Below are 23,773 nucleotides of genomic sequence, written 5' to 3'. Positions count from 1 at the left end.
ACGTCGCTGCGCTCCTCGCAATGACGTTTTCGATGTCATCGCGAGCGAAGCGTAGCGATCCAGCCCGAGCAATCCCGTTTTCGATCGCCGTGAATGTTTTCTGCGGTATCGTCAGCCCATGAATACTCAAGGATGGATGCACGGTTTGGCCCTTGGCGCCCGCCAGTTGTGGCGCGACCTGCGCGCAGGCGAATTGCGGCTGTTGATGTTGTCGGTGGCCTTGGCGGTGGCTGCGCTCACGGCAGTGGGCTTTTTGGCCGACCGTTTGCAAAACGGCCTCTGGCGCGATGCGCGGCAATTGTTGGGTGGCGATGCCGTGGTCGTCAGCGACCAGCTCACGCCCCCCGACTTTGCACAGCAAGCCAAGCAACGCGGCTTGCAGACCAACACCAATGTGAGCTTCCCAACCATGGCGCGGGCCCTGCCCGAACAAGGCGGTGCCAGCCGCTTGGTGGCCCTGAAGGCGGTCGAGCCCGGCTACCCGCTGCGTGGCCGCCTCGAAGTGGCCCCAAGCCAAGCCGCCATCCCGCCTGTTGGCGAAGTCTGGGTAGACCCGGCCTTGCTTGAAGCCCTGAACCTGCAAACTGGCCAGATGCTGGGCTTGGGTGATCGCCAACTGCGCATCACCGCCACCATCGTGCGCGAGCCAGACCGTGGTGCCGGCTTCATGAGCTTTGCGCCCCGCGTGATGCTCAATGCCGCAGACCTGCCGTCCACCGGCTTGGTGCAACCGGCCAGCCGCGTGACCTGGCGCATGGCCGTGGCCGGGCCGACCCCCGAGGCTGATCGCTTTGTGCAATGGGCCAAGACCGAGATCGACGCCCGCCCTGTGCGCGGTGTGCAGATCGAATCCCTCGACACCGGCCGCCCCGAAATGCGCCAGACCCTCGACCGGGCCTCCCAGTTCTTGAACCTGGTGGCCTTGCTGGCGGCCTTGCTCTGCGCTGTGGCCGTGGCTTTGGCCTCACGCAGTTTTGCCGAACGGCAGCTCGACGCCTGTGCTTTGCTGCGGGTGCTGGGGCAAAGCCAGCGCACACTCACATTGAGCTACGGCTTGGAATTTTTGGGCGCAGGCCTGATCGCCAGTGCGCTGGGCGTGCTGATCGGCTACGGCGTGCACCTGGGCTTTGTGCAGCTCTTGGCCGGTCTCGTCGAGACCCAATTGCCCGCCGCCACCGCATGGCCCGCGCTCATGGGCATGGGCATGGGGCTGACCTTGTTGGTCGCCTTTGGCCTGCCGCCCGTGCTGCAACTGGCCAAGGTGCCACCTTTGCGCGTCATCCGGCGTGACCTCGGCGGGCTGCAAACCCATTCGGTGCTGGTGCTGGCCATGGGCCTCGTCGGCTTTGCGCTCACGCTGCTCATGGTCAGCCGCAGCCTGACTTTGGGCCTCATCACCGTGGGCGGCTTTGCCGTGGCCTTGATGGTGTTTGCGAGTTTGGCCGCCTTGGCCTTGTGGCTCTTGCGCCGCACCGTGCCCGGCGAACAGGCACCGCGCTGGTTGCGTTTGGCCACACGGCAGGTGGCGGCGCGGCCTGTGTTTGCGGTGGTGCAGGTCAGTGCTTTGTCGGTTGGTTTGCTGGCGCTGGCCTTGCTGGTGCTCTTGCGCACCGACCTGGTCGCCAGTTGGCGGCAGGCCACACCGGCCAATGCGCCCGACCGCTTTGTCATCAACGTGCAGCCTGAACAAGCCAGCGACTTCCTGGCCAGCCTGCAGCGTGCAGGCGTGCAATCGCCCGACTGGTTTCCCATGATCCGTGGCCGGCTGGTGGCCATCAACGGGCGCGAAGTCGGCCCGAACGATTTTGTGGCCGAGCGCGCCAAACGCCTGATCGACCGCGAGATCAACCTCTCGCACAGCGCCGACTTGCCCACGCACAACCCGCTCACGGCGGGCCGTTGGGTCGGTGGCGAAGCCGATGGACTGAGCGTTGAACAAGGCATTGCCGACACCCTGGGCCTCAAGCTGGGCGACACCCTGCGCTTTGACATCGCCGGTCAAGCACGTGAAGCGCGCATCACCTCGCTGCGCAAGGTGGACTGGGCCTCCATGCGGGCCAACTTCTTCATGCTGTTTCCTGTGGCGCAAATGCCCGACTTGCCCATGACCTACATGGCCGCGTTTCGCTCACCTGAGCGCAGCGCAGGCTTTGACAACGCGCTGGTCAAGCAGTTCCCCAACATCACCAGCGTGGACATGCGCAGCACCCTGGCGCAAGTGCAGCGCGTGATGGACCAGGTCATCCGTGCGGTGGAGTATTTATTTGGCTTCACCCTGGCCGCTGGCGTGATGGTCCTGCTGGCCGCTGTGGGCGCCAGCCGCCAAGCGCGTGAACGCGAATACGCCATCATGCGTGCGCTGGGCGCCAGCCGCCACTTGCTGGCCCAAGTGCAGCGCACCGAACTGCTGGGCCTGGGCTGGCTGGCGGGCTTCATGGCCAGCACCATGGCCTTGGTGGTGGGCTGGGCCTTGGCCCGCTTCGCGTTCGAATTCACCTGGGGCCCGCCACTGTGGGCACCGCTGGCAGGCGGCGCGCTGGGCGCTTTACTTGCTTGGGTCGCAGGCAGCTTGAGTTTGTCGGGCGTGCTGCGGCAACCCGTGATGCAGACTTTGCGGCAGTCGACAGAATGAAGATGGACCCCGGATCCAGTCCGGGGTGACAAGTTTTCAAATCAGGGCTGACAAGTTTTTCGAGTGCGGTGTGATGAGTTTTTCAAGTGCCGGGTGACAGGCTTACGCTTCCCCTTTGTCATCCCGGGCGAAGACCCGGGATCCATCTGCGTGGACCTCAATCCCCGTCACAATAAGGCCTATGCACATCGAAGAAAAACCACCGTTTGACACGCCCTTTGAATGGATTGGCGGCGAGGACCGCGTGCGTGCCCTGGTGGACCGCTTTTATGACCTGATGGACCTGGAGCCCGCTTACAAAGAGCTGCGCGCCGCACATGGCAGCACCTTGCAAGACGCTCGCGACAAACTCGCGTGGTTTTTGTGCGGCTGGCTCGGCGGCCCGGACCATTACATCGAGCGCTTTGGCCACCCACGCCTGCGCATGCGGCACATGCCGTTTTCGATCGGTATTCTTGAGCGCGACCAATGGCTGGCCTGCATGGACCAAGCCATGGGCGAGACCGGGGTCGATCCGGTGCTGCGCGAACGCCTGAGCAAAAGCTTTTTCCAAACCGCCGACTGGATGCGTAATCGCGGCGCCTGAGCGTCCGATCCGCCAACCACCCTCATCAGGACCGCCGGTGAAAATCAATTCCCTCCAAGACCTCAAGAAGGTCCAGAAACAACTGGCCGAGGCACACGAAAAAGCCCAGGCCGAAGCCGCTGCCCGCGCCGCCGCAGCGCGCCAGCGTGAAGCCGAAAACAACCTCTTTGCACGTGCCGTGGGCGTGGTCCAGCGCATGCCCGACCCCGTGCGCGCACCGGCCCCCAAAACGAATGTGGCCCCTGTGGCCAAGCAACGTCAAAAAGACGAAGAAGCCGTGTTGCGCGATGCGCTCAGCGACGAGTTCGATGCCAGCACCTTGCTCGACACCGACGAGATGCTCAGCTTTCGCCGCCCCGGCATTGGGCGCGACGTGACGCACAAACTGCGCAAAGGCGATTGGGCCATCCAACGCGAAGTTGATCTGCACGGCCTGCGCAGCGAAGAAGCCCGCGTGGTGCTGGCCGAATTCATCCGCAACGCCCACCGCCAAGGCCTGCGCTGCCTGCGCGTGGTGCACGGCAAAGGCCTGGGCTCGCCCGGCAAGACGCCGGTGCTCAAATCCAAGGTGCACAGCTGGCTGGTGCAAAAAAACCAGGTCATGGCCTTCGTGCAAGCCAAACCCGCCGAGGGCGGGGCAGGGGCCCTGGTGGTGCTGCTCAAGCCCGCAGGCTGAACCCCTAGATCGCCACGCTCCGCTCGCAATGACAAGGGAGGGGCTCGCGATGGCAAATTTCGGTCATTGCGAGGAGCGCAGCGACGCGGCAATCCAGCACAATCGCCCTCAAAGGGTTTCTTATGTCTGTTTATTTGATTGGTGACATCCAAGGCTGTGACGCCCCCTTGGCGCGCTTGTTGCTGCAAATCGATTTTTCCCCCAGCCGTGACCAGCTTTATGTGTTGGGTGACTTGGTCAATCGCGGGCCGGACTCGGCAGGGGTGTTGCGTCGCCTGATGGTCATGGGCGCATCGGTGCAATGCGTGCTGGGCAACCACGACCTGCACCTGCTGGCCGTGGCCGAAGGTGCCAGCACCAGCAAGCGCTTGGACACCTTGGATGACGTGTTGCAAGCCCCAGATCGCCAAGCCCTGCTCGATTGGTTGCGCCAACAGCGCATGGCCATTTTTGAGCATGGCATCTTGATGGTCCATGCGGGCGTGCTGCCCGCCTGGACGGTTGACAAAACCCTGGCCTTGGCCGCCGAGGCCGAAGCCGTTTTGCGCGGCCCACACTTGTCTGCATTTCTGCACCAGATGTACGGCAACCAGCCCGATGCCTGGCGTGAAGACCTGCAAGGCACAGACCGCTTGCGCGTGATCGTCAATGCCCTGACGCGCTTGCGCTTTTGTTCGGCAGAGGGCGTGATGGAATTCAAGGCCAAAGAGGGCGCACATGCCGCGCCCAAGGGCTTCATGCCTTGGTTCGATGTACCCGGCAGACAAACGGCCCATGTCCCGGTGGCTTTTGGCCATTGGTCCACCTTGGGCTGGCTGAACCGCCCGGACGTGCTGGCGCTGGACACCGGCTGCTTGTGGGGCGGTTGCCTGAGTGCGCTGAAACTTGCACCAACTGGCGCGCACGAACTGGTGCAAGTCAAGTGCGCTCAAGCGCAAAGCCCCGTTTAGTGCCCATTCAAACGCTGGATCGCCACGCTTCGCTCGCGATGACGAAGATTTGAGCTCACGATGCCGCATATGCCGTCATTGCGAGGAGCGAAGCGACGTGGCAATCCAGTCACAGCGCGTGCAAAGGCACTGGATCGCCACGCTTCGCTCGCGATGACGAAGATTTGAGCTCACGATGCCGCATATGCCGTCATTGCGAGGAGCGAAGCGACGTGGCAATCCAGTCACAGCGCGTGCAAAGGCACTGGATCGCCACGCTTCGCTCGCGATGACGAAGATTTGAGCTCGCGATGCCGCGTATGCCGTCATTGCGAGGAGCGAAGCGACGCGGCAATCCAGTCAAACACCTCTTGCGCATGCCCTTTCTTCGCCTCTAAAGTTGTGCAAAAGGGAGCATCCGCATGAAACAGCCGCATGTTTACATCCTGGCCAGTGCGCGCAACGGGACGCTTTACGTGGGCGTGACCAGCTACTTGGTTCAGCGCATTTGGCAACACAAAAACCATGTGATGGATGGTTTCAGCCAACGCTATGGGGTGGATCAGCTGGTGTGGTTTGAAACACACAGCAGCATGGAGGCGGCCATCTTGCGAGAAAAGCAAATCAAGTCCGGTTCCCGCAAGCGCAAACTGGATTTGATCGAAACCATGAACCCAGACTGGCGGGATCTCTACGAGGACATTCTGGGTGGATGAATCACTGGATTGCCACGTCGCTGCGCTCCTCGCAATGACGCAATGACAAAGGGGTGTCATCGTGAGCAAAGCGAGGCGATCCAGCAGAGGCTGTCACACATCCTTGGCACAATGGCGGCATGGACTTTTTGTTGATTGCTTTTCTCACCCTGCTCAACGGCGTTTTCGCCATGTCAGAGCTGGCGCTGGCTTCGAGCCGCAAGGCCCGCTTAGCCGCCATGGACGAGGCGGGGGACAAGGGCGCGCAAGCCGCGCTCAAACTGCTCGAAGAACCCACACAATTTCTGTCCACCGTGCAAGTGGGCATCACCTCGATCGGTGTGCTCAACGGCATCGTGGGCGAGGCCGCTTTCAGTGCTGGATTGGCCCAATGGCTGGTGCAATGGGGCCTGAGCACACCGGCCGCCAGCGTCAGTGCCACCGCCATCGTGGTCACGCTCATCACCTTCACCACCATCATCTTTGGCGAGCTGGTGCCCAAACGCATCGGTCAGCTCTACCCTGAGGCCGTGGCCCGTGTTGTCGCGCGGCCCATGGCCTGGCTGGCCAAAGTGGCGGGGCCGTTTGTCCGACTGCTTTCCTTGTCAACCCAAGGCATGCTCAAACTCATGCGCATCGACAGCAAAGGCAGCCAGGAAGTCACCGAAGAAGAAATCACCGCCAGCTTGGCCGAAGGCGTCAGCGCTGGCCTGATTGAAGAGCACGAACACCAGATGGTGCGCAACGTCTTCCACCTGGACGACCGGCCCTTGACCTCGATGATGACCCCCCGAGGCGACATCCAATGGCTCGACGCCAACCTGACCACCCCCCAAGCCATGGCCCGCATCAACCAGATGCGGGTGGACGGCAACCACTCCTGGTACCCCGTCTGCCGCGAAAACTTGGGGCATGTGCAAGGCGTGATCAGCGTCTCGCAACTGCTGTCCCTGCCTGCCGACGATGAGCACACCCTGGAGCACTATGCCCAGACGGCCCACTTTGTGCCCGAAACCCTGACCGGCATGGAACTGCTTGAACAAATGCGCGACCAACCCAGCCGCATGATGTTTGTCGTCGACGAATACGGCGAAGTGCAAGGCCTGTTGACCCCACTCGACTTGCTCGAAGCCATCACCGGCGAACTCAAGCCCGACACCCAAACCGAAGCCTGGGCTACCCAGCGCGCCGACGGCAGCTGGCTGCTTGACGGCCTGATGCCTGTGAACGAACTCAAATCCCGGCTCGACATCAAGGATTTACCCGCCGAAGACAAAGGCCGGTACAACACACTGGCCGGATTGCTGCTGTATGTATTGGGCCAATTGCCTGTGGAAGGGCAATGCATTGATTTGGGTGAATGGCTTTTTGAAATCGTCGATTTGGATGCCCGCCGCATCGACAAAGTATTGGCCACACGACTGGCATAAACCCAAGATAATCACCCGATAAATAAAATATTCAGAATCTTGATTTAAATCGGTTATATTCACGCATCTTTTATTTCCATTCAGGAGTTGTCATGACCCAAAGCTATAAAGACCTGCTGCAACAACGCGAAGCCTTGGAGCAAGCCATTGCCGCAGCCCGCCAACGCGAAATCTCTGAAGCCGTCGCCAAAGTCCGCGAATTGGTGGCCGAATTCGGTTTGACAGCGCAAGACATCTTCCCAGGCCGTGGCGCCAAAGCCGCTGGCAAGCCCGTCAGTAAAGTCGCCGCCAAATACCGCGACCCAGCCACCGGCCAAACCTGGACAGGCCGTGGCAAAGCACCTAAATGGATCGACGGCAAAGACCGCAACCAATTCGTGATCGCCTAAATTGGTGGCCATTCGGCCATGGCCCGCAAAGCCATAGCCCTCAAACCCCGCAACAGCGGGGTTTTTTACGCCTCTTAAATATCAAAAATGATAAGCATTCGGCGTTAAAATCCATAATCGAAAAACCACGATAGCACTGGCCAACCCGCATTCACCATGACTCTTGCGCCAAACGATAATCTCCCGATTGAAGAAAATCCGGCGCAAGACCGCTGGTACTTGGCCTATACAAAACCGCGTCAAGAACAAATCGCACTGGTCAATCTGGAGCAGCAAGCGTTTGAAGCCTATTTGCCGCTGTACAAAAAATTCAAAAAAACGGAACAAGGCCCGGTCGCGTTGTTTGAGCCGATGTTCCCGCGCTACATCCTGTTTCGCCCCAGCCGACCAGAGCAAAGCATCTCGGTGGTGCGCAATACCAAAGGCATCGCCACCATCGTGCGTTTTGGTTTCGAGCCCGCCTTGATCAACGACGAACTCGTGCGCCGCATCCGTTTGCTCGAAGAAGACCGCAGCCACGCCACCTTGCTGGAATTGAGCAACCTCAAAGCAGGGCAGACCGTGCGCCTGAAGCACACCGCCTTGGGTGGCATCGAGGGCCTCATCCAAAGCGTCTCCAGCAAACGAGTGGCTGTTTTGCTGGAAATATTGGGTCGCCCCACCGTGGTGCAGGTGGAGCACCACCAGGTCGAAGTGACGGACCACTGACTGGATTCCTACCTGTCATCGCGAGCGAAGCGTGGCGATCCAGTCCCAACACCCCATCGTCAGGCAAAGCCACTAAAATCTCGAACCATTCAGAACAGAACGCAGTCCTTTGTCCTCATCCACCCCCAACAACCCACAGCCACAGCACATTGCCATCATCATGGATGGCAACCGGCGCTGGGCCAAAAAGCGCTTCATGCCTGCGGCCCTAGGCCACGCTGCAGGGGCCAAGCGGGTGCGTGACATCGTCAAAAGCTGCGCCGAAATGGGCATCCCCCACCTCAGCCTGTTTGCCTTCAGCACCGAAAACTGGAAGCGCCCCGAAGAAGAAGTCTCCAGCCTCATGAACCTGTTCATGACCTATTTGCAAAAAGAGGTCGACAGCATGAACAAAAACGGTGTTTGCCTCAAAGTGGTGGGGGATCGCTCGCGCTTCTCGCCTGTGCTGCAAGAACTCATTGCCCGAGCCGAAGCCGTCACAGCAAATAATCAAGCCATCACATTGACAGTGTGCGCCAACTATGGCGGTCGTTGGGACATGATCCAAGCCGCCCAAGCGTGGCAGCAAGCCCACCCCGGCCAAAGCCTGCAAGACCTGACCGAAGAAGCTTTGGCCTCACACCTGAGCACCGCCTACGCCCCCGAAGTGGACCTGCTCATTCGCACCGGGGGCGAATCGCGCATCAGCAACTTCATGCTCTGGCAAGCGGCTTATGCCGAGCTTTATTACACCGACGACCTCTGGCCCGACTTCACCCCCAAGCGCCTTGCCAAAGCCATCGACTGGTTCCAGCACCGCGACCGCCGTTTTGGATCATCTGCCCCTATCTGATCTCGGTAGTGTCATTTCTTTGGCTGATCCAGGCCGCTCGATGGCTTGCTCTGCGACGGCCGCCTTCAGGCGGGCACCAAGCCCCTCAAATGTCCTATGGTGAAGCCAAAGCATAAGACACGCCGATCAAATACCTGAAATAAGGTATGGCTGCTTCAAAATATTGCTTTCAAAAGCATTCGTTGTCAGCGAGCAGCCAATGTACTCAAGATTACAATTGGTAACTTTGCCCAAATTGCTGTTTGTAGGGCAGAACTTATTTTGAATTGCTTGATACACAGCAAGTCTGATCCACAGATCGGACTGCGGTAGCCTGCCTGCTTCACTTTTCACAAGCTCAAAAATGACCATCCTTGTCACCGGCGGAGCCGGCTTCATCGGCGCTAACTTTGTGCTTGACTGGCTCGCTGGCTGCGACGAACCCGTCGTCAACCTCGACAAACTCACCTACGCCGGCAACCCCGAAACCCTGGCCAGCCTGCAAGGCGACAAGCGCCACATCTTTGTGCAAGGCGACATTGGCGATGCCGCACTGGTCAGCCGCTTGCTGGCTGAACACCAGCCCCGCGCCGTGGTCAACTTCGCGGCCGAGAGCCATGTGGACCGCTCTATCCATGGCCCCGGCGAGTTCATCGAAACCAACATCATGGGCACCTTCCGCCTGCTGGAGTCGGTGCGCGGTTATTGGCAGCAGTTGCCACGCGAAGAACTGGATCGCTTCGTTCCTCGCGATGACGGTTCAAGCGTCATTGCGAGCGAAGCGTGGCAATCCAGTCTGACCCAGCAAAGCTTCCGCTTCCTGCACGTCTCCACCGACGAGGTCTATGGTTCGCTCAGCAAAGACGACCCCGCCTTTGCCGAAACCAACCGCTACGAACCCAACAGCCCCTACAGTGCCAGCAAAGCCGCATCCGACCACCTGGTCCGCGCATGGCACCACACCTACGGCCTGCCCGTGCTGACCACCAACTGCAGCAACAACTACGGCCCTTACCACTTCCCTGAAAAGCTCATCCCCCTGATGATCGTCAACGCCCTGGCCGGCAAAGCCCTGCCCGTGTACGGCGACGGCATGCAAGTGCGCGACTGGCTCTACGTGAAGGACCATTGCAGCGCCATCCGCACCGTGCTCCAAGGTGGCCGCTTGGGCGAAACCTACAACGTCGGTGGCTGGAACGAAAAACCCAACATCGAGATCGTGCAAACCGTCTGCAAGCTGTTGGACGACATGCGCCCCAAGGCCGACGGCAGCAGCTACGCCAGCCAAATCACCTACGTGACCGACCGCCCAGGGCACGACCGCCGCTATGCGATCGACGCCCGCAAGCTGGAGAAAGAACTCGGCTGGAAACCTGCAGAAACCTTTGACACCGGCATCCGCAAAACGGTGGAGTGGTACCTGGCCAACCCTGACTGGGTGGCGCACGTGCAAAGCGGTGCTTACCGCGACTGGGTGCAAAAGCAATACGCATGAAAACCTGGACCCCGGGTCAAGCCCGGGGTGACACTTTCAAAAGCGTCACCCCGTCCTTAACCCCGCCATCCCAGACCCACACCGCCTCCCGTCCCACACCGCCTCCCGTCCCGCACTGTCATCCCGTCCCGCACTGTCATCCCGTCCCACACTGTCATCCCGTCCCACACTGTCATCCCGGGCTGGACCCGGGATCCATTGAGTCACTTACCAAAACGCCATCTCAGGCTTTATCTAAATTTGTCATCCCGGGCTTGACCCGGGATCCATCCCCGCAAACCACGACCATGACCAACCGCAAAGGCATCATCCTCGCAGGCGGCTCCGGCACCCGTCTGTACCCGGTGACGCAAGCCGTGAGCAAACAGCTCATGCCGGTGTACGACAAGCCCATGGTCTATTACCCGCTGACCACGCTCATGCTGGCCGGCATCAAAGACGTGCTGCTCATCAGCACCCCACAAGACACCCCGCGCTTTACCGAGCTCTTGGGTGACGGCAGCCAATGGGGCATGAACATCCAGTACGCCGTGCAACCCAGCCCCGATGGCCTGGCGCAAGCCTTCATCATCGGCAAAGACTTTGTCGGCAACGACCCCAGCGCACTGGTCTTGGGCGACAACATCTTCTATGGTCACGACCTGGTCAAGCTGCTAGCCAGCGCCAACCAGCGCACCTCGGGCGCCAGCGTGTTTGCCTACCATGTGCACGATCCAGAGCGCTACGGCGTGGTCGACTTTGACGACCAACAACGCGCCAAAAGCATCGAAGAAAAACCCAAAGCCCCCAAGAGCAACTACGCCGTCACGGGCCTGTACTTCTATGACCAGCAGGTGTGTGACATCGCTGCAGACATCCAACCATCGCAGCGTGGCGAGCTGGAAATCACCGACGTCAACAAACGGTATCTGGAGCTCAACCAGCTCAACGTCGAAATCATGGGTCGAGGCTACGCCTGGCTCGATACCGGCACGCACGACAGCCTGCTTGAAGCCGCAGGCTTCATCGCCACGCTGCAAAAGCGCCAAGGCCTCATGGTCGCCTGCCCCGAAGAAATCGCCTTCCACCAAAAGTGGATCAGCGCCGAGAGCCTGCAAAAGCTGGCCCAGCCCCTGGCCAAAAACGGCTATGGCCAATATTTGTTGAACCTGCTCAAATAAACCCATGCGCCTGACCCCGGCTCAAATCGACATCATCAAAACCACAGCACAAACCGTGCTGGGCGATGGTGCGCGGGTCATGCTGTTTGGGTCGCGCGTAGATGATGAAACCAAAGGCGGCGATGTGGACGTGATGATTGAAGTCCCACAGTCTCTGGCTGAGCCTGCGTTGGTTTCGGCACGCATTGCGAGCCGGATTTCTCGTGCCATGCATGGCCGCAAGGTCGACGTTTTGCTCAAGGCTCCTAACTTGCAAGAACAGGCAATTCACCGGATCGCCGCTCAACAAGGAGTGACCCTGTGAGAGTCGATGAAAGCCAATGGGTGCGACTGCAGTTCTTGGCCCGAGTGACGCACAAAGAGTGCCAGTATCTGCTGGAAACGGACCAGCGGCTCTTTACCGGCCCCATGACGATCGATTTGGTCCAAAAGATCGAAATGGATCCACTTCTTGCCGAACGATTGGACGCCTTTGTCTCCCGCTTTGGTCGGCTCCAAGACAACCTGGGTGACAAGCTTTTGCCCCAATTGCTGGATGCCATGGCCGAGCCGGTTGGGGCTGTGATCGAGAACTTGGACCGGGCCGAGAAGCTGGGCTGGCTCAGTTCTTCAGACACTTGGCTGGAGATCCGAAAACTGCGCAATCAGATGGTGCATGAATACATTGAAGACCTTGCCATTCTGAGCAGCGCCCTCCAAGCAGGTCATGCCTATGTGCCTGTGCTGATTGACACCGCCAAACGCCTGACCGCCCAAATCAACAAGCTCAACCCCTGATAGCTTCTTTGTCATTGCGAGCGAAGCGTGGCAATCCAATACCCCCTGTGCCCTACACCGTCACCCCCACCCACATCCCCGACGTCCTGATCCTCGAACCCAAAGTGTTCGGCGACAGCAGAGGCTTCTTTTTTGAAAGCTTCAACCAGCAAGACTTCAACCAGGTCACAGGCCTGGATGTGAACTTTGTGCAAGACAACCACAGCCGCAGCGCCCAGGGCGTGCTGCGCGGGCTGCATTACCAGCTGCAACAAGCCCAAGGCAAGCTGGTGCGCGTGGTGCGCGGCGCCGTGTTTGACGTGGCGGTGGACATCCGCAAAAGCTCCCCCACCTTTGGCCAATGGGCCGGGGTTGAGCTGACTGAAGACAACCACAAACAATTCTGGGTGCCGCCAGGCTTCGCACACGGCTTTGTTGTCCTGTCTGACACTGCAGACTTTTTGTACAAAACCACCGACTACTACGCACCCGCGCACGAGCGCTGCATCGCCTGGAACGATCCGGCCATCGGCATCACCTGGCCTAAAGGCTTGACGCCACAACTCTCGGGTAAAGACCACGCAGGTCTGCGTTTGGTGCAGGCTGAGGTGTTTGCTTGATGACCAGTTACTAGATATGACCATGATCACTCCAGATTCAACTTCCGAAATTACTAATCCAAACGAAACCAACATGGCTCAACAGTTCACACTGCTCGACTTGTTACTGGTCATTGTCGAGAATTTGCGCTTGTTGATCTTGGGTCCTCTCGTGGCTGGGCTAGTTGCGTTTGGAGGTGCAACGCTGATGCCTAAAACTTATGAAAGTACGGCTATTCTCAAAGCTGAGCAAAGTACGGCCACTCTCATGAACAGTGCGTCTGTGTTGGATTCGATTGCAGTCAGTTTGGGGTATACCAAAAGACTAGATATGGACGAGGCACGACTTAATCTTCAAAAGGAAATTCATATTCATTTAAACGCCAAAGATAAGTTGCTACATTTAACTGCCCAAGCGGAAACTCCACAGGCTGCTCAAACATTAGCACAGGCTATTTTGAATCAGACATTTACAAAGAGTCAGCCACGAGATAGCGAGAAAATGAGACTTCAAAAACAATTGGAGCAGGCGCAAACTCGAGAAAAAATGGCTCAGCAATCAGCCGACGTAATGGGTAAAAAGCTTGAAAGTATTACTACTGGTGGTTCATCCGAAGTTGCACAGGGTTACGCGCAAATGATACGCGTTGTGCAAGAAAGTCAAGCGGCTCAGAATGATATCGAGCGTCAGCTAAATGGGTTGGATTCGAGTGAATTGGTACAGGAGCCGACACTGCCCACCAAGCACAAAGAAATTAAGCGCGGACTTATTAGTTTTCTAGCAATGCAATTTGTTTTATTTATTATATTTTTGAAAATAACAACTTCTATTGCTATTAAAAATTCAGCAGAGAATATTGATAATATTAAAAAAATCGAAAATATAAAAAATACCTTTAAGAAATCTATTTATTTTTGGAAGATCTAAAATATTAAATAAATATGAATTTAAATAATTTAAATTCTTCAGCATTAATAGTTGATCGGCGATGGCTTTGCAGACAAGAAGTGCTTATTATGTTTGCGGCATCTCTTTTGGTTGTTTTGGGTGATGTTCGTAATGTAATAACCCCGATGGGATATTGGTTGTTGTGGGGTGTGTGGTCCTGTGTATCTATATTTTATCATAAAAAGTACGTAGTTAATAAATATGATGGTTGGGGTAAGTCTGCCTATTTTAAAATTTTCGTTATTGGTTCTTTGTTAATGATATTTGGATTCATTATATCTGCATTGGTGAATGTTGATTTAAAGACTTTTTATCAATCGATAAAGATATTAATAATAATTTTAATTGGTTTTATATTTATTGAGATTTCAAAAAATATTGATAGGCGATCAATATTTTTAATATCTGCAATGGCGGTTTTGGTTTCGTTGTCTGTATATCTGCTGTCTAAATATATTTTCACGTCATATTATATTCTGTTGGGTGATGGTCGACAAGGAAGTGCACTGTCTTACCCAGGTGTTTTTTGGAAAACTGGAGCATTCTTTTCAATTATTGCTTTTGGGTATTTTATTTCTTCAGCTAAATGGGGTTTGAGATATTTATTTATTTATTTGGCCGGCGCTTTCATCGTCATTTCCGATGGTAGTAGAACTGGTTTTTTATGGTTTATTTTTTCTACTGCACTAATTCTATTTATTAGAGTGATGGATAAAGGAAGGAAGTTTTCATTTTTTGCTACGATTGCTTTTGGATTAATATTGTCAATAACTCTAACATATCTGTTGATTAAGATTTCCGAAACAGTCGGGGGGCTGTCAATACTTGCGTTACCACTGGATCGGTTGACGGCTGGAGATGGTTTACGAATAAAGATGCTAGATGATGTATTAAATCAAGCCGAAAAATGCCTGCCTTTTGGGTGTGGTTTTGGTAAAGCCGTAACAGAAACTGAAGGTGAAAGTATGGTTGTTCATAATGCATATTTGGCATTGCTCGCAGATGTAGGTGTCATAGGTTTGAGTGGATTTTTAATAATTATATTTGGCCCTTTTCTTGTCTTGGTGTATCAGTTAACAAAATCTAAAAATATTCTAATTTCATCTAACTCATACTTTACTGCTGCCGCAGCACTGGGTGTTGCTGGCTTTGCTTTCACGATGGCTATTCACCCGTATAGTACAGAAATGTCTGAGTGGGGCTTATTTTTTCTGATGACGACTTGGCTGTTTTCAAAAAATGAAATGACGGTAGTTAAATGAAAGTAGTGGCAAAAAATACAGCCTACTTAACTGTTGCACATCTCGTAGGATACGTTATACCATTACTAGAGATACCAATTTTAGCTCGAGTGTTAGGACCTACTACCTATGGACAGCTAGTTCTAATTCAATCAATCGCAGTGCTGATGTCAGTTGTTGTTGAGTATGGATTCAATCTAAGTAGTGCTCGTGAGGTTGCGCAAGCAATTGACAATAAGGAAAAATTAGGAGAGATTTTTTCGGATGTCCTAACTGCGAAACTTATATTGTCAGCATGTATGGCAATGTTTTTTATAATTTATATTTCGATGGGGTTAAATTCAATTAATTCATTTAATTTCAATCAAATTATTTGGGGAATATTATATTTTCTAGCCTTCGCTTTTAGTCCTTTTTGGTTTTTCACGGGAAGAGAAAAAGTGGGGGCGGTAATTATTTTTGAGCTATTTCTTCGCTCGATTTGCCTTATTTTACTTTACATACTTGTAAGCGGGCCCGCTGATGCGGATCTGGCACTGGCATTGATGGCTATAACAAGTTTTGCAAATACATTTATTACCAACGGACTTTGCTTAAGATATTTGCCTCGTATTCGACTGAGGTTTGCCGGTGGAATTGATGCAATCAGATTGGGCTTCAACGTATTTGTTTATCGAAGTTCAAATACTATTTTGATAACTGCAGCGCCAGCGCTTATTGGGACGTTTTCAGACCGAGCAGCTGTGGGAATCTTCATTCCTGCCGAAAAACTCATTCGAGGTGTTATAGGTCTTTCGACGCCCTTCTTCACAGCAGTGTTTCCTCACTTTTCACGTGTCCTTACTAAAGCAGATGCAAAAGATTATAAGGTCGCCTGGACTGTTGTGGCATTATCAGTTATTATAGGCATAATATGTGCTATTTTTCTTTATTATTTTGGCCCTCACTTTATTTTGCAAGTGATTGGACAAGAGTTCATCAAAACGGCTGATCTGTTGAAATGGTTTGTTTGGCTAATACCACTACGCATCATTAATCAAGCAATTGGACTGGTGATTTTAATTCCTGCTGGAAGAGCTAGAAAAGCTAGCCAAGCAACGGTATTTTTTTCATTATTTAGCCTGTTGATTGGCTCGATATTGTTACATGAGTTCGCAGCTTTGGGAATGGTCATGGCACTCCTCATCTCAGAGTTTGGTCTTGCGTTCGTACTTTTGTTATTGGCTTTAAAAAAATATTAATTTAACTGTGTGCACTAACGAATCATGATTACTATACTTACGCCAGCATTTAACCGCGCTCATACTTTACTACGTTTATTTGAAAGTCTTCAAGTACAGACTTTAAAGACCTTTGAGTGGCTTATCGTTGATGATGGTAGCACTGATCATACAGAGTTGCTTGTTGAGAAACTAAAAAGTTTGCATAGTGGCTTCCCCATTCGGTATATTTATCAAAGCAACGGGGGTAAGCATGTGGCCATCAATAAAGGAGCAAATAAAGCTCTTGGTAATTGGGTTTTCATCGTGGACAGCGACGACGCACTGACCCAGGATGCGATTCAAGCTTTGTCCTTGGAGATTGATAAGGTCGGGGAAACTGGAGCAACAGGTATTTGTTTTAGAAAAGCTTATTTTAATGAATCAATTATTGGGAAAAGTTATTTTGGAGATGAGCCTAAATTCATGCATCCGACTGCAGCGGGTGAATATTTTAAAGGTGATTTGGCTTATATTTTCAGAACTGAAGAATTGATCAATCATCCATTTCCTGTCTTCAAGGGTGAGAAATTTGTCCCTGAATTGTACGTCTGGAATTTAATAGGCGATGACGGGCCTGTTTGGTTTATTCCGGAAAAGGCAATTTATCTCTGTGAATATTTGGCAGATGGTTACACAGCAAACTTTAAAAAAAATCTAAGGAAAAACCCAAAAGGATTTGGTATATTTTATAGAAATCAGTTTCTCAGGGAAAAATCTTGGATATTAAAGATCAAATGTTCTATACGTGCAATGCAATGTTTATTCTACTCGACCGTGTCGAGGTAGCACGATGAAAATTCTATTTGTGATTACTGGTCTTGGTGTTGGTGGTGCTGAGCGTCAGGTGGTTGATATTGCCGATCGCCTTGCTGTACTTGGACACGAGGTAAAAATAGCCTATCTCACAGGGCCTTCACCAATTAGGCCTAATTCGGAGAAGGTAGAAATTGTCGGGATGGGTATGAAAAAGACGGTCAGTGGATTTTTTCACGCGTATTTTGGACTGAGAAATTTGATCCATTCATTCAAGCCTGCAGTAGTTCACAGTCATATGGTCCACGCAAACATTCTTACACGCCTTGTCAGACTGAGTTGTCGTATTCCAAGGCTGGTTTGTACGGCACACAGCACAAATGAAGGTGGAAAGCTGAGAATGCTTGCGTACAGATTAACAACATCGCTTGCAAATATTTCAACTAACGTAAGTGTGGAAGCTGTTACTTCATTTGAAGCTCAAGGAGCTGTGGCGCGCGGAAAAATGATTGCAATACCTAACGGTATTGACGTAGAGAGATTTAAATCAGAAGAATCAATTCGAATAAAAATTAGAAAGCAAGTGGGTGTAGCTGAAAATGAAAAAGTAGTTATTGCTGTTGGTCGATTACACGAGGCAAAGGATTACCCCAATCTTTTTCGTGCATTCGCGAACGTAATGCTTATAACCAACAATGTTCGTCTTTGGATCATTGGTGATGGAGATCTTCGATCCAATTTGAGTCAAGAGGTGAAGAAACTCGGGATTGAAAACAAAGTCAATTTCTTCGGCGTTCAAAGCAAAATTTCAGATTGGATGAATGGGGCTGATGTATTCGTGTTGTCTTCTGCCTGGGAGGGTTTTGGGCTTGTTGTCGCTGAAGCTATGGCATGTGAAAAAGTAGTTGTTGCAACAGATGCTGGTGGTGTCAAGGAAGTTTTGGGCGATTGTGGCTTTCTCGTCCCTACACGCGATTCAAAACTTTTATCTGAAGCTTTGGTTAGAGCTTTGGCACTGTCAAGTAGCGAAGCACAGGCTTTGGGTGCAGATGGACGCCAACGTGTGTTGACTCATTTCTCGTTGGATTTTGTGGTTCAAAGATGGTTGGCTATTTATAAGTCAAATTTAGATTTTAATTAAGAATTTATATATTTAAATGAATTCAAAGTTATTTATTATTTCGCACTACGCGGCTTCGGTTGTCAATTTCCGTGGGCCATTAATCAAAGCATTGCGAAAAGAGGGTGTGCAGGTCGTGGTCATCGCACCCGATTGGCAGCCGCAGATGGAAACAGCCGTGTTAGCCTTGGGCGGGAAAATAGCAAACTTTCATATGTCCCGCGCAGGCCTAAATCCGATTAGTGATTTGAGCACAGCTCTTCAGTTGTGGCGCTACTTTAAGGCTGAAAAGCCAGATATTGTGTTCACCTATGCAGCGAAGACCAATGTTTGGGGCGTTCTGGCGGCGGCATTGGCTGGGGTTCGTCATCGTGTTGCCATGGTCGAGGGCATGGGTTATGCGTTTACCGAAGGCATGAATGGACGCAATGCCAAACAGCGTTTGTTGGGCATGGTCTTGGCCGTACTGTATCGTGTTGCTTTTAAGTTTGCACACCGGGTGGTTGTGCTGAATCCTGATGATGCTTGCGATCTACATCGTATGTGCGGTCTTCCTCTACGCAAAACTTTTTTACTGGGTGGCATTGGCGTGCCTCTGGAGGATTGGCCAATTCAGGCATTTCACACCGAGCCTCTAACATTTACTCTCATCGCCCGCTTGCTCCGAGAAAAGGGCATATTGGAATATCTTCAAGCCGCTCGCTTAGTTAAAGCGCAGCATCCTAAGGTCCGTTTCTGTCTGTTGGGAGGGCTTGACGACAACCCCGGGGCGATCTGCCAAGCTGACATACAACCTTGGCTTAATGATGGCACTGTGGAATGGCCAGGGCAGGTAAATGTTAAGCCTTGGCTAGCCAAAACCAGTGTTTATGTTTTGCCTTCATATCGCGAAGGCGTTCCGCGAAGCACCCAAGAAGCCATGGCCATGGGCCGCCCAGTCATCACCACAGACGTACCAGGTTGTCGTGAAACAGTTGTAGATGGTGTCAATGGTTACATAGTGCCGCCTCGAGATGTGTCTGCCTTAGCATTTGCGATGTTACGGTTTGTGCAAAACCCCGAGCTGGTTTCAACAATGGGAACCGAGAGTCGTCGTCTTGCCGAAGAGCGTTTTGATGTTCGCATAATTAATCAAAAATTGATGAAAATTTTGAATGTGGTGGCGGAGAATGAAACGAGTTTTTGATGTTGTTATCGGTTTTGTATGTCTGGCGATCCTAGGACTTCCCTTGCTGTTGTTGGCTTGGCAAGTAAGACGCAAACTAGGAGGCCCTGCGTTGTTTCGGCAAGTACGACCTGGTTTGAATGGCAAGCCATTTGAAATGGTGAAGTTTCGTTCCATGACCGACGAGCGCGGACAAGATGGTGAGTTGTTGCCAGATGCTCAGCGGCTCACTCCATTTGGTCGTTTTTTGCGGAGCAGCAGTTTGGACGAGTTGCCTGAACTATGGAATGTAATCAAGGGCGAGATGAGCTTTGTAGGACCACGTCCTTTGCTGATGGAGTACCTGCCGCTCTACACCCCCGAACAATCGCGACGCCACGAGGTGCGACCAGGCATCACGGGTTGGGCGCAGGTCAATGGCCGCAACGCGATCAGCTGGGCCGACAAGTTCGCTCTGGACGTTTGGTATGTGGACCACCGCAGCTTGTGGCTGGATATGCGCATTTTGTGGCGCACGGTGCGCAAGGTGCTGGTGCGTGATGGCATCAGCGCGGCAGGGGAGGCGACGATGTCCAAGTTCACGGGGTCAGAGTCATGAAGCGGTTCGCCATTTTTGGGGCCAGTGGTTGTGGCCGTGGCGTGCTGCCTTTGGTCCGCCAGCAATTGCAGGCCGATTTAACTGCGGGATTGGCTGATCTGGTGTTCGTGGACGACCAGCCGAGTGCGCCTTTGATCAACGGACAGCGGGTGTTGACCTATGCCCAATGGATGGCCGAGCCCGCCAGCTCGCGCCACATGAATGTGGCCATTGCCAACAGCCAAGTGCGCCAGAAATTGGTGGAGCGCTGCACTGCCGATGGCGTGCAGTTTTATGAGGCGCGTGCAGCCAACGTTGTGCAGCTGGACGATGTGCAGCTGGGTCAGGGCGCGGTGTTGTGTCCTTTTGTCACGCTGACCAGCAATGTGCGTATTGGTCATCATTTCCACGCCAACCTTTACAGCTATGTCGAACACGATTGCGTGATTGGCGACTATGTGACTTTTGCGCCGGCTGTGAAGTGCAATGGCAACGTGCACATTGAGGACCATGCCTACATTGGCACTGGCGCCGTCATCAAACAGGGTTTGCCGGGTGCACCCCTGGTGATTGGCCGTGGCGCCGTGGTGGGCATGGGCGCGGTAGTGACCAAGAGTGTGCCTCCAGGAGTCACGGTGGTGGGCAATCCAGCTCGCGCGATGGTGCGTTAATTATTTTTACGGGTTGTAAATGCTGAATACAAATTTTTCTCCATGGCCCAGTTTCACGACAGAAGAGGCCGATGCAGTTCATCGCGTAGTCATGTCTAACAAGGTGAACTATTGGACAGGTGCCGAGACCCGTGAATTTGAAAAAGAATTCGCAGCATGGTCTGGCACGCGCTATGCAGTCGCTTTGTCCAACGGCACTTTGGCTTTGGATGTGGCATTGAAGGCCTTGGGCGTTGGGCCCGGCGATGAAGTGGTGGTGACGCCGCGCACGTTCATTGCGTCCATTTCTTGTGTGGTCAATGCAGGCGCAATTCCTGTTTTTGCCGATGTCGATGCCGCTTCAGGTAACTTGTCGGCAGAGACCATTGCCAAGGTGTTGACGCTAAAAACCAAGGCAGTGATTTGTGTTCATTTAGCGGGTTGGCCCTGTGACATGGATCCGATCATGAGTTTGTCGCAAACTCACAATTTCAAAGTCATAGAAGACTGTGCGCAAGCTCATGGTGCGCGTTACAAGGGACGACCTGTTGGCAGCATCGGTCACGTTGGGGCCTGGAGTTTTTGTCAGGACAAAATCATGTCCACAGGTGGCGAAGGCGGCATGGTCACGACGAATGACGAGGCACTCTGGCGCAGCATGTGGTCTTTCAAAGACCATGGCAAGAGCTATGAAGCTGTCTATGAACGTCAGCATCCACCAGGTTTCCGTTGGTTGCACGAGAGTTTTGGCACCAACTGGCGCATGATGGAAATGCAAGCCGCCATTGGGCGTATTCAGTTGCGGCGGATGCATGGCTGGTCAAGTGCACGCAAAGCCAATGCACGCGCTATTTGGAATACCTGCAAATCGTTTTCTGCCCTGAGAGTGCCTGATGTTCAATGTGCCTCATGCCCAGGGCAGTGCATAAGCAAGGCGGCTGCTTGTGAACATGCGCATTACAAGTGCTATGTTTATGTGCGCCCAGAGCAATTGGCCACGGGTTGGACTCGTGACCGGATTGTCGAAGCCATCAACGCTGAGGGCGTACCTTGTTACCAAGGGTCTTGTTCAGAGGTCTATTTGGAAAAGGCGTTTGACGGCACTGGCTGGCGTCCAGAGCAAAGACTGCCTGTGGCCAAAGAGTTGGGCGAGACTTCCATCATGTTCTTGGTCCATCCTACCTTAACTCAGGCAGAAATCACCAAGACCTGTGAAGTCATTCAACAAGTGATGCAGCAAGCATGTTGAGTCGGAAAGTCGCTAATTTTTTGGTCTCTTTGCCAAGACCTATCAAGCGAATCGTTGCTGTCGCTGTGGACGGCGCTCTGTGTGTCTTGACGGTCTGGGCGGCATTTGATTTGAGATTTGATGCGCTGACACCTTGGTCTTCGGCGCATGCCATCGCATCTGTTCTTAGCTTTGCGCTGGGGGTCACTGTCTTCACCGGGTTCGGTCTATATAGAGCGATTTTCAGATATGCCGGCTTACCTGCATTGATCACTGTGCTCAAAGCCATCGCTGCGTACAGTGTTTTGTATGGATTGGTGATGACTGTCATCTCAGTTCCAGGCATTCCACGAACGGTGGGGGTGCTTCAGCCTTTGTTGTTGTTGATTGCCATCACCTTGTCACGTGTGACTGTCCGGGTGTGGTTGGGGGGCATCTACAGAGGGATTTTGACTCGTCAGAATTTGCCGAAGGTGCTGATTTACGGCGCTGGTTCAGCAGGGCGCCAGCTGGCTGCAGCTCTCAAGACCAGCCCTGAATTGGTAGTGGTTGGGTTGCTTGACGACGATGACCGCTTGCATGGGCAGGTGCTCAATGGTTTGAAGATTTACAACCCGCAAGATCTCTTGTCTTTGGTCGGTAAGTTGCGTGTGAATCAGGTTTTTTTGGCGATTCCGTCGGTCTCACGCGCACGACGTAATGAGATTTTGGACGTGGTCCGTGCCGCACATGTGCAGGTTCGCACACTGCCAGGCGTGATGGATTTGGCACAAGGCCGCGTTCATGTCTCTGACTTGCGTGAACTGGAGGTGGAAGACTTGTTGGGTCGTGACCCGGTGCCCCCTAACCCCTTGATGATGGGCAAGAACATCACCAGCAAGGTGGTCATGGTCACGGGCGCAGGCGGATCGATTGGCTCAGAGTTATGTCGTCAGATTGTTACGGCCAATCCATCAACCTTGTTGTTGGTGGAGTTGACTGAATTTGCTTTGTATGACATCCACTACGAGTTGGAACAGACCTTGGCAGAGACGGGTAATGAGTCGATCACATTGGTGCCTTTGTTAGCCAATGTGCGGGATGCCGACCGGATGGCAGAGATCTTGCGCACTTGGAGGCCCAGTACGGTGTATCACGCTGCGGCATACAAGCATGTGCCTTTGGTTGAGCACAATCCTGCTGAGGGTATCAAAAACAATGTGCATGGCACGCTGGTCACTGCTCAGCAAGCGGCTTTACATGGGGTTTCTGATTTTGTGCTGGTCAGCACAGACAAGGCGGTTCGCCCCACCAATGTGATGGGTGCCAGCAAGCGTCTGGCCGAGATGGTGTTGCAAGCACAAGCCGAAGCCATGAAGGCACAGGGTGGCCAAACACGGTTCAGCATGGTGCGCTTTGGCAATGTGCTTGGCTCTTCGGGCTCTGTGGTGCCGTTGTTCCGTCGTCAAATCAAGGATGGTGGACCGATCACGTTGACAGATGAGCGGATCACGCGTTACTTCATGACCATCCCGGAGGCGGCGCAGTTGGTGATCCAGGCTGGGGCTATGGCCAGCGGTGGCGATGTGTTTGTGTTGGATATGGGTGAGCCGGTCAAGATCATGGACTTGGCCAAGCGCATGGTGGAGTTGTCTGGCTTGAGCGTGCGTGGTGAAGCGAATCCTGAAGGTGATATCGAGATCGCAGTCACCGGCCTGCGTCCAGGTGAGAAGCTTTACGAGGAATTGCTCATTGGTGACAACCCATTGCCGACCAGCCACAAGCGCATCATGAAGGCGCACGAAGAATTTCTATCCTGGTCAATATTGCAGGGGCAACTGGCTGAGTTGAACAAGGTTTTGAACGCGAATGACGTGCCTGTGATTCGTAGCTTGCTCAAGGGCTTGGTGCCCGGCTATCAGCCCGATGGCGATGTGGTGGACTGGGTCTGGATGGAGAATGAAAAGAGCGCTTGAGCGGTTG

At 53.5% G+C, this 23,773-nt stretch carries 25 protein-coding genes; 24 read left to right on the top strand and 1 reads right to left on the bottom strand.

Annotated features, from left to right (window positions below):
- Positions 1-118 precede the first annotated feature (118 nt).
- From B9Z43_RS07395 to B9Z43_RS07290, 23 genes are all read left to right on the top strand, one after another.
- Positions 119-2,632 carry an ABC transporter permease gene (locus B9Z43_RS07395; RefSeq protein ID WP_108324209.1) on the top strand — a complete coding sequence of 838 codons (2,514 nt, stop codon included), beginning with the start codon at positions 119-121 and terminating at the stop codon, positions 2,630-2,632.
- A 181-nt stretch (positions 2,633-2,813) separates the two neighbouring features.
- Positions 2,814-3,218: a group II truncated hemoglobin gene (locus tag B9Z43_RS07390; RefSeq protein ID WP_108324208.1), complete on the top strand. Its 405-nt coding sequence runs from the start codon at positions 2,814-2,816 to the stop codon at positions 3,216-3,218.
- 37 nt (positions 3,219-3,255) lie between these two features.
- The gene (locus tag B9Z43_RS07385) at positions 3,256-3,894 is read left to right on the top strand and encodes a Smr/MutS family protein (RefSeq protein WP_108324207.1); all 639 of its coding nucleotides are present in this window, start codon (positions 3,256-3,258) and stop codon (positions 3,892-3,894) included.
- 122 nt (positions 3,895-4,016) lie between these two features.
- Positions 4,017-4,844, top strand: a complete 828-nt coding sequence (locus B9Z43_RS07380; RefSeq protein WP_108324206.1) for a symmetrical bis(5'-nucleosyl)-tetraphosphatase — start codon at positions 4,017-4,019, stop codon at positions 4,842-4,844.
- Positions 4,845-5,245: 401 nt separating this feature from the next.
- Positions 5,246-5,539, top strand: coding sequence for a GIY-YIG nuclease family protein (locus B9Z43_RS07375; RefSeq protein WP_108324205.1), 294 nt, complete (start codon positions 5,246-5,248; stop codon positions 5,537-5,539).
- A 119-nt stretch (positions 5,540-5,658) separates the two neighbouring features.
- Entirely contained in the window at positions 5,659-6,948 is a 1,290-nt protein-coding gene (locus B9Z43_RS07370) for a hemolysin family protein (protein ID WP_108324204.1), read from the top strand.
- Positions 6,949-7,040: 92 nt separating this feature from the next.
- Complete coding sequence (locus tag B9Z43_RS07365; RefSeq protein ID WP_108324203.1) at positions 7,041-7,337, top strand: H-NS family nucleoid-associated regulatory protein; 297 nt, start codon at positions 7,041-7,043, stop codon at positions 7,335-7,337.
- Positions 7,338-7,493: 156 nt separating this feature from the next.
- On the top strand, positions 7,494-8,045 hold the full coding sequence (locus B9Z43_RS07360) for a transcription termination/antitermination protein NusG (RefSeq protein ID WP_108324202.1): 552 nt from the start codon (positions 7,494-7,496) through the stop codon (positions 8,043-8,045).
- A 109-nt stretch (positions 8,046-8,154) separates the two neighbouring features.
- A complete protein-coding gene (gene uppS / locus B9Z43_RS07355; RefSeq protein WP_255417089.1) occupies positions 8,155-8,877 on the top strand; it encodes a polyprenyl diphosphate synthase in 723 nt (240 codons plus the stop codon).
- Between the two features lie 343 nt (positions 8,878-9,220).
- The gene (rfbB, locus tag B9Z43_RS07350; RefSeq protein ID WP_108324201.1) at positions 9,221-10,351 is read left to right on the top strand and encodes a dTDP-glucose 4,6-dehydratase; all 1,131 of its coding nucleotides are present in this window, start codon (positions 9,221-9,223) and stop codon (positions 10,349-10,351) included.
- A gap of 287 nt (positions 10,352-10,638) precedes the next feature.
- On the top strand, positions 10,639-11,511 hold the full coding sequence (rfbA, locus tag B9Z43_RS07345; RefSeq protein WP_108324200.1) for a glucose-1-phosphate thymidylyltransferase RfbA: 873 nt from the start codon (positions 10,639-10,641) through the stop codon (positions 11,509-11,511).
- Between the two features lie 4 nt (positions 11,512-11,515).
- Complete coding sequence (locus B9Z43_RS07340) at positions 11,516-11,815, top strand: nucleotidyltransferase domain-containing protein (protein WP_108324199.1); 300 nt, start codon at positions 11,516-11,518, stop codon at positions 11,813-11,815.
- A complete protein-coding gene (locus B9Z43_RS07335; protein WP_108324198.1) occupies positions 11,812-12,288 on the top strand; it encodes a hypothetical protein in 477 nt (158 codons plus the stop codon). The genes B9Z43_RS07340 and B9Z43_RS07335 overlap by 4 nt, the downstream gene beginning before the upstream one ends.
- Before the next feature lie 47 nt (positions 12,289-12,335).
- The gene (rfbC, locus tag B9Z43_RS07330; RefSeq protein ID WP_108324197.1) at positions 12,336-12,887 is read left to right on the top strand and encodes a dTDP-4-dehydrorhamnose 3,5-epimerase; all 552 of its coding nucleotides are present in this window, start codon (positions 12,336-12,338) and stop codon (positions 12,885-12,887) included.
- 22 nt (positions 12,888-12,909) lie between these two features.
- Complete coding sequence (locus B9Z43_RS07325; RefSeq protein WP_146183880.1) at positions 12,910-13,794, top strand: hypothetical protein; 885 nt, start codon at positions 12,910-12,912, stop codon at positions 13,792-13,794.
- A gap of 14 nt (positions 13,795-13,808) precedes the next feature.
- The gene (locus tag B9Z43_RS17035; protein WP_146183879.1) at positions 13,809-15,077 is read left to right on the top strand and encodes a hypothetical protein; all 1,269 of its coding nucleotides are present in this window, start codon (positions 13,809-13,811) and stop codon (positions 15,075-15,077) included.
- Entirely contained in the window at positions 15,074-16,297 is a 1,224-nt protein-coding gene (locus B9Z43_RS07320) for an oligosaccharide flippase family protein (RefSeq protein WP_108324195.1), read from the top strand. The genes B9Z43_RS17035 and B9Z43_RS07320 overlap by 4 nt, the downstream gene beginning before the upstream one ends.
- Before the next feature lie 24 nt (positions 16,298-16,321).
- Positions 16,322-17,104, top strand: a complete 783-nt coding sequence (locus B9Z43_RS07315; RefSeq protein ID WP_108324194.1) for a glycosyltransferase family A protein — start codon at positions 16,322-16,324, stop codon at positions 17,102-17,104.
- Between the two features lie 4 nt (positions 17,105-17,108).
- A complete protein-coding gene (locus tag B9Z43_RS07310) occupies positions 17,109-18,212 on the top strand; it encodes a glycosyltransferase (RefSeq protein ID WP_108324193.1) in 1,104 nt (367 codons plus the stop codon).
- A 16-nt stretch (positions 18,213-18,228) separates the two neighbouring features.
- Positions 18,229-19,377 carry a glycosyltransferase family 4 protein gene (locus B9Z43_RS07305; protein WP_108324192.1) on the top strand — a complete coding sequence of 383 codons (1,149 nt, stop codon included), beginning with the start codon at positions 18,229-18,231 and terminating at the stop codon, positions 19,375-19,377.
- Positions 19,361-19,954, top strand: coding sequence for a sugar transferase (locus tag B9Z43_RS07300; protein ID WP_108324191.1), 594 nt, complete (start codon positions 19,361-19,363; stop codon positions 19,952-19,954). Before B9Z43_RS07305 ends, B9Z43_RS07300 begins: the two co-directional genes overlap by 17 nt.
- Positions 19,951-20,604 (top strand): acetyltransferase, encoded by a 654-nt coding sequence (locus B9Z43_RS07295; RefSeq protein ID WP_108324190.1) that lies wholly within the window; start codon positions 19,951-19,953, stop codon positions 20,602-20,604. Before B9Z43_RS07300 ends, B9Z43_RS07295 begins: the two co-directional genes overlap by 4 nt.
- Positions 20,605-20,623: 19 nt before the next feature.
- Positions 20,624-21,832 carry a DegT/DnrJ/EryC1/StrS aminotransferase family protein gene (locus B9Z43_RS07290; protein WP_108324189.1) on the top strand — a complete coding sequence of 403 codons (1,209 nt, stop codon included), beginning with the start codon at positions 20,624-20,626 and terminating at the stop codon, positions 21,830-21,832.
- Here B9Z43_RS07290 and B9Z43_RS17540 read toward each other — a convergent pair.
- Positions 21,801-22,142, bottom strand: coding sequence for a hypothetical protein (locus B9Z43_RS17540; RefSeq protein WP_369910081.1), 342 nt, complete (start codon positions 22,140-22,142; stop codon positions 21,801-21,803). The two genes, B9Z43_RS07290 and B9Z43_RS17540, sit on opposite strands and share 32 nt — an antisense overlap.
- Here B9Z43_RS17540 and B9Z43_RS07285 point away from each other — a divergent pair.
- A complete protein-coding gene (locus B9Z43_RS07285; RefSeq protein ID WP_369910080.1) occupies positions 22,132-23,766 on the top strand; it encodes a polysaccharide biosynthesis protein in 1,635 nt (544 codons plus the stop codon). The two genes, B9Z43_RS17540 and B9Z43_RS07285, sit on opposite strands and share 11 nt — an antisense overlap.
- Positions 23,767-23,773 lie beyond the last annotated feature (7 nt).

The organism is Limnohabitans sp. MMS-10A-192, assembly GCF_003063335.1.
In the GTDB taxonomy this organism is placed as follows: domain Bacteria; phylum Pseudomonadota; class Gammaproteobacteria; order Burkholderiales; family Burkholderiaceae_C; genus Limnohabitans_A.
This window is presented reverse-complemented; position numbering and strand designations above follow the sequence as displayed.

Excerpts from the sequence above, each read along its gene's own strand:
- B9Z43_RS07395 (WP_108324209.1), top strand. The coding sequence starts at position 119 with ATGAATACTCAAGGATGGATGCACGGTTTGGCCCTTGGCGCCCGCCAG.
- B9Z43_RS07390 (WP_108324208.1), top strand. The coding sequence starts at position 2,814 with ATGCACATCGAAGAAAAACCACCGTTTGACACGCCCTTTGAATGGATT.
- B9Z43_RS07380 (WP_108324206.1), top strand. The coding sequence starts at position 4,017 with ATGTCTGTTTATTTGATTGGTGACATCCAAGGCTGTGACGCCCCCTTG.
- B9Z43_RS07375 (WP_108324205.1), top strand. The coding sequence starts at position 5,246 with ATGAAACAGCCGCATGTTTACATCCTGGCCAGTGCGCGCAACGGGACG.
- B9Z43_RS07370 (WP_108324204.1), top strand. The coding sequence starts at position 5,659 with ATGGACTTTTTGTTGATTGCTTTTCTCACCCTGCTCAACGGCGTTTTC.
- B9Z43_RS07365 (WP_108324203.1), top strand. The coding sequence starts at position 7,041 with ATGACCCAAAGCTATAAAGACCTGCTGCAACAACGCGAAGCCTTGGAG.
- B9Z43_RS07360 (WP_108324202.1), top strand. The coding sequence starts at position 7,494 with ATGACTCTTGCGCCAAACGATAATCTCCCGATTGAAGAAAATCCGGCG.
- rfbB (WP_108324201.1), top strand. The coding sequence starts at position 9,221 with ATGACCATCCTTGTCACCGGCGGAGCCGGCTTCATCGGCGCTAACTTT.
- rfbA (WP_108324200.1), top strand. The coding sequence starts at position 10,639 with ATGACCAACCGCAAAGGCATCATCCTCGCAGGCGGCTCCGGCACCCGT.
- B9Z43_RS07340 (WP_108324199.1), top strand. The coding sequence starts at position 11,516 with ATGCGCCTGACCCCGGCTCAAATCGACATCATCAAAACCACAGCACAA.
- B9Z43_RS07325 (WP_146183880.1), top strand. The coding sequence starts at position 12,910 with ATGATCACTCCAGATTCAACTTCCGAAATTACTAATCCAAACGAAACC.
- B9Z43_RS17035 (WP_146183879.1), top strand. The coding sequence starts at position 13,809 with ATGAATTTAAATAATTTAAATTCTTCAGCATTAATAGTTGATCGGCGA.
- B9Z43_RS07320 (WP_108324195.1), top strand. The coding sequence starts at position 15,074 with ATGAAAGTAGTGGCAAAAAATACAGCCTACTTAACTGTTGCACATCTC.
- B9Z43_RS07315 (WP_108324194.1), top strand. The coding sequence starts at position 16,322 with ATGATTACTATACTTACGCCAGCATTTAACCGCGCTCATACTTTACTA.
- B9Z43_RS07310 (WP_108324193.1), top strand. The coding sequence starts at position 17,109 with ATGAAAATTCTATTTGTGATTACTGGTCTTGGTGTTGGTGGTGCTGAG.
- B9Z43_RS07305 (WP_108324192.1), top strand. The coding sequence starts at position 18,229 with ATGAATTCAAAGTTATTTATTATTTCGCACTACGCGGCTTCGGTTGTC.
- B9Z43_RS07300 (WP_108324191.1), top strand. The coding sequence starts at position 19,361 with ATGAAACGAGTTTTTGATGTTGTTATCGGTTTTGTATGTCTGGCGATC.
- B9Z43_RS07295 (WP_108324190.1), top strand. The coding sequence starts at position 19,951 with ATGAAGCGGTTCGCCATTTTTGGGGCCAGTGGTTGTGGCCGTGGCGTG.
- B9Z43_RS07290 (WP_108324189.1), top strand. The coding sequence starts at position 20,624 with ATGCTGAATACAAATTTTTCTCCATGGCCCAGTTTCACGACAGAAGAG.
- B9Z43_RS07285 (WP_369910080.1), top strand. The coding sequence starts at position 22,132 with ATGACTGTCATCTCAGTTCCAGGCATTCCACGAACGGTGGGGGTGCTT.
- B9Z43_RS17540 (WP_369910081.1), bottom strand. The coding sequence starts at position 22,142 with ATGACAGTCATCACCAATCCATACAAAACACTGTACGCAGCGATGGCT.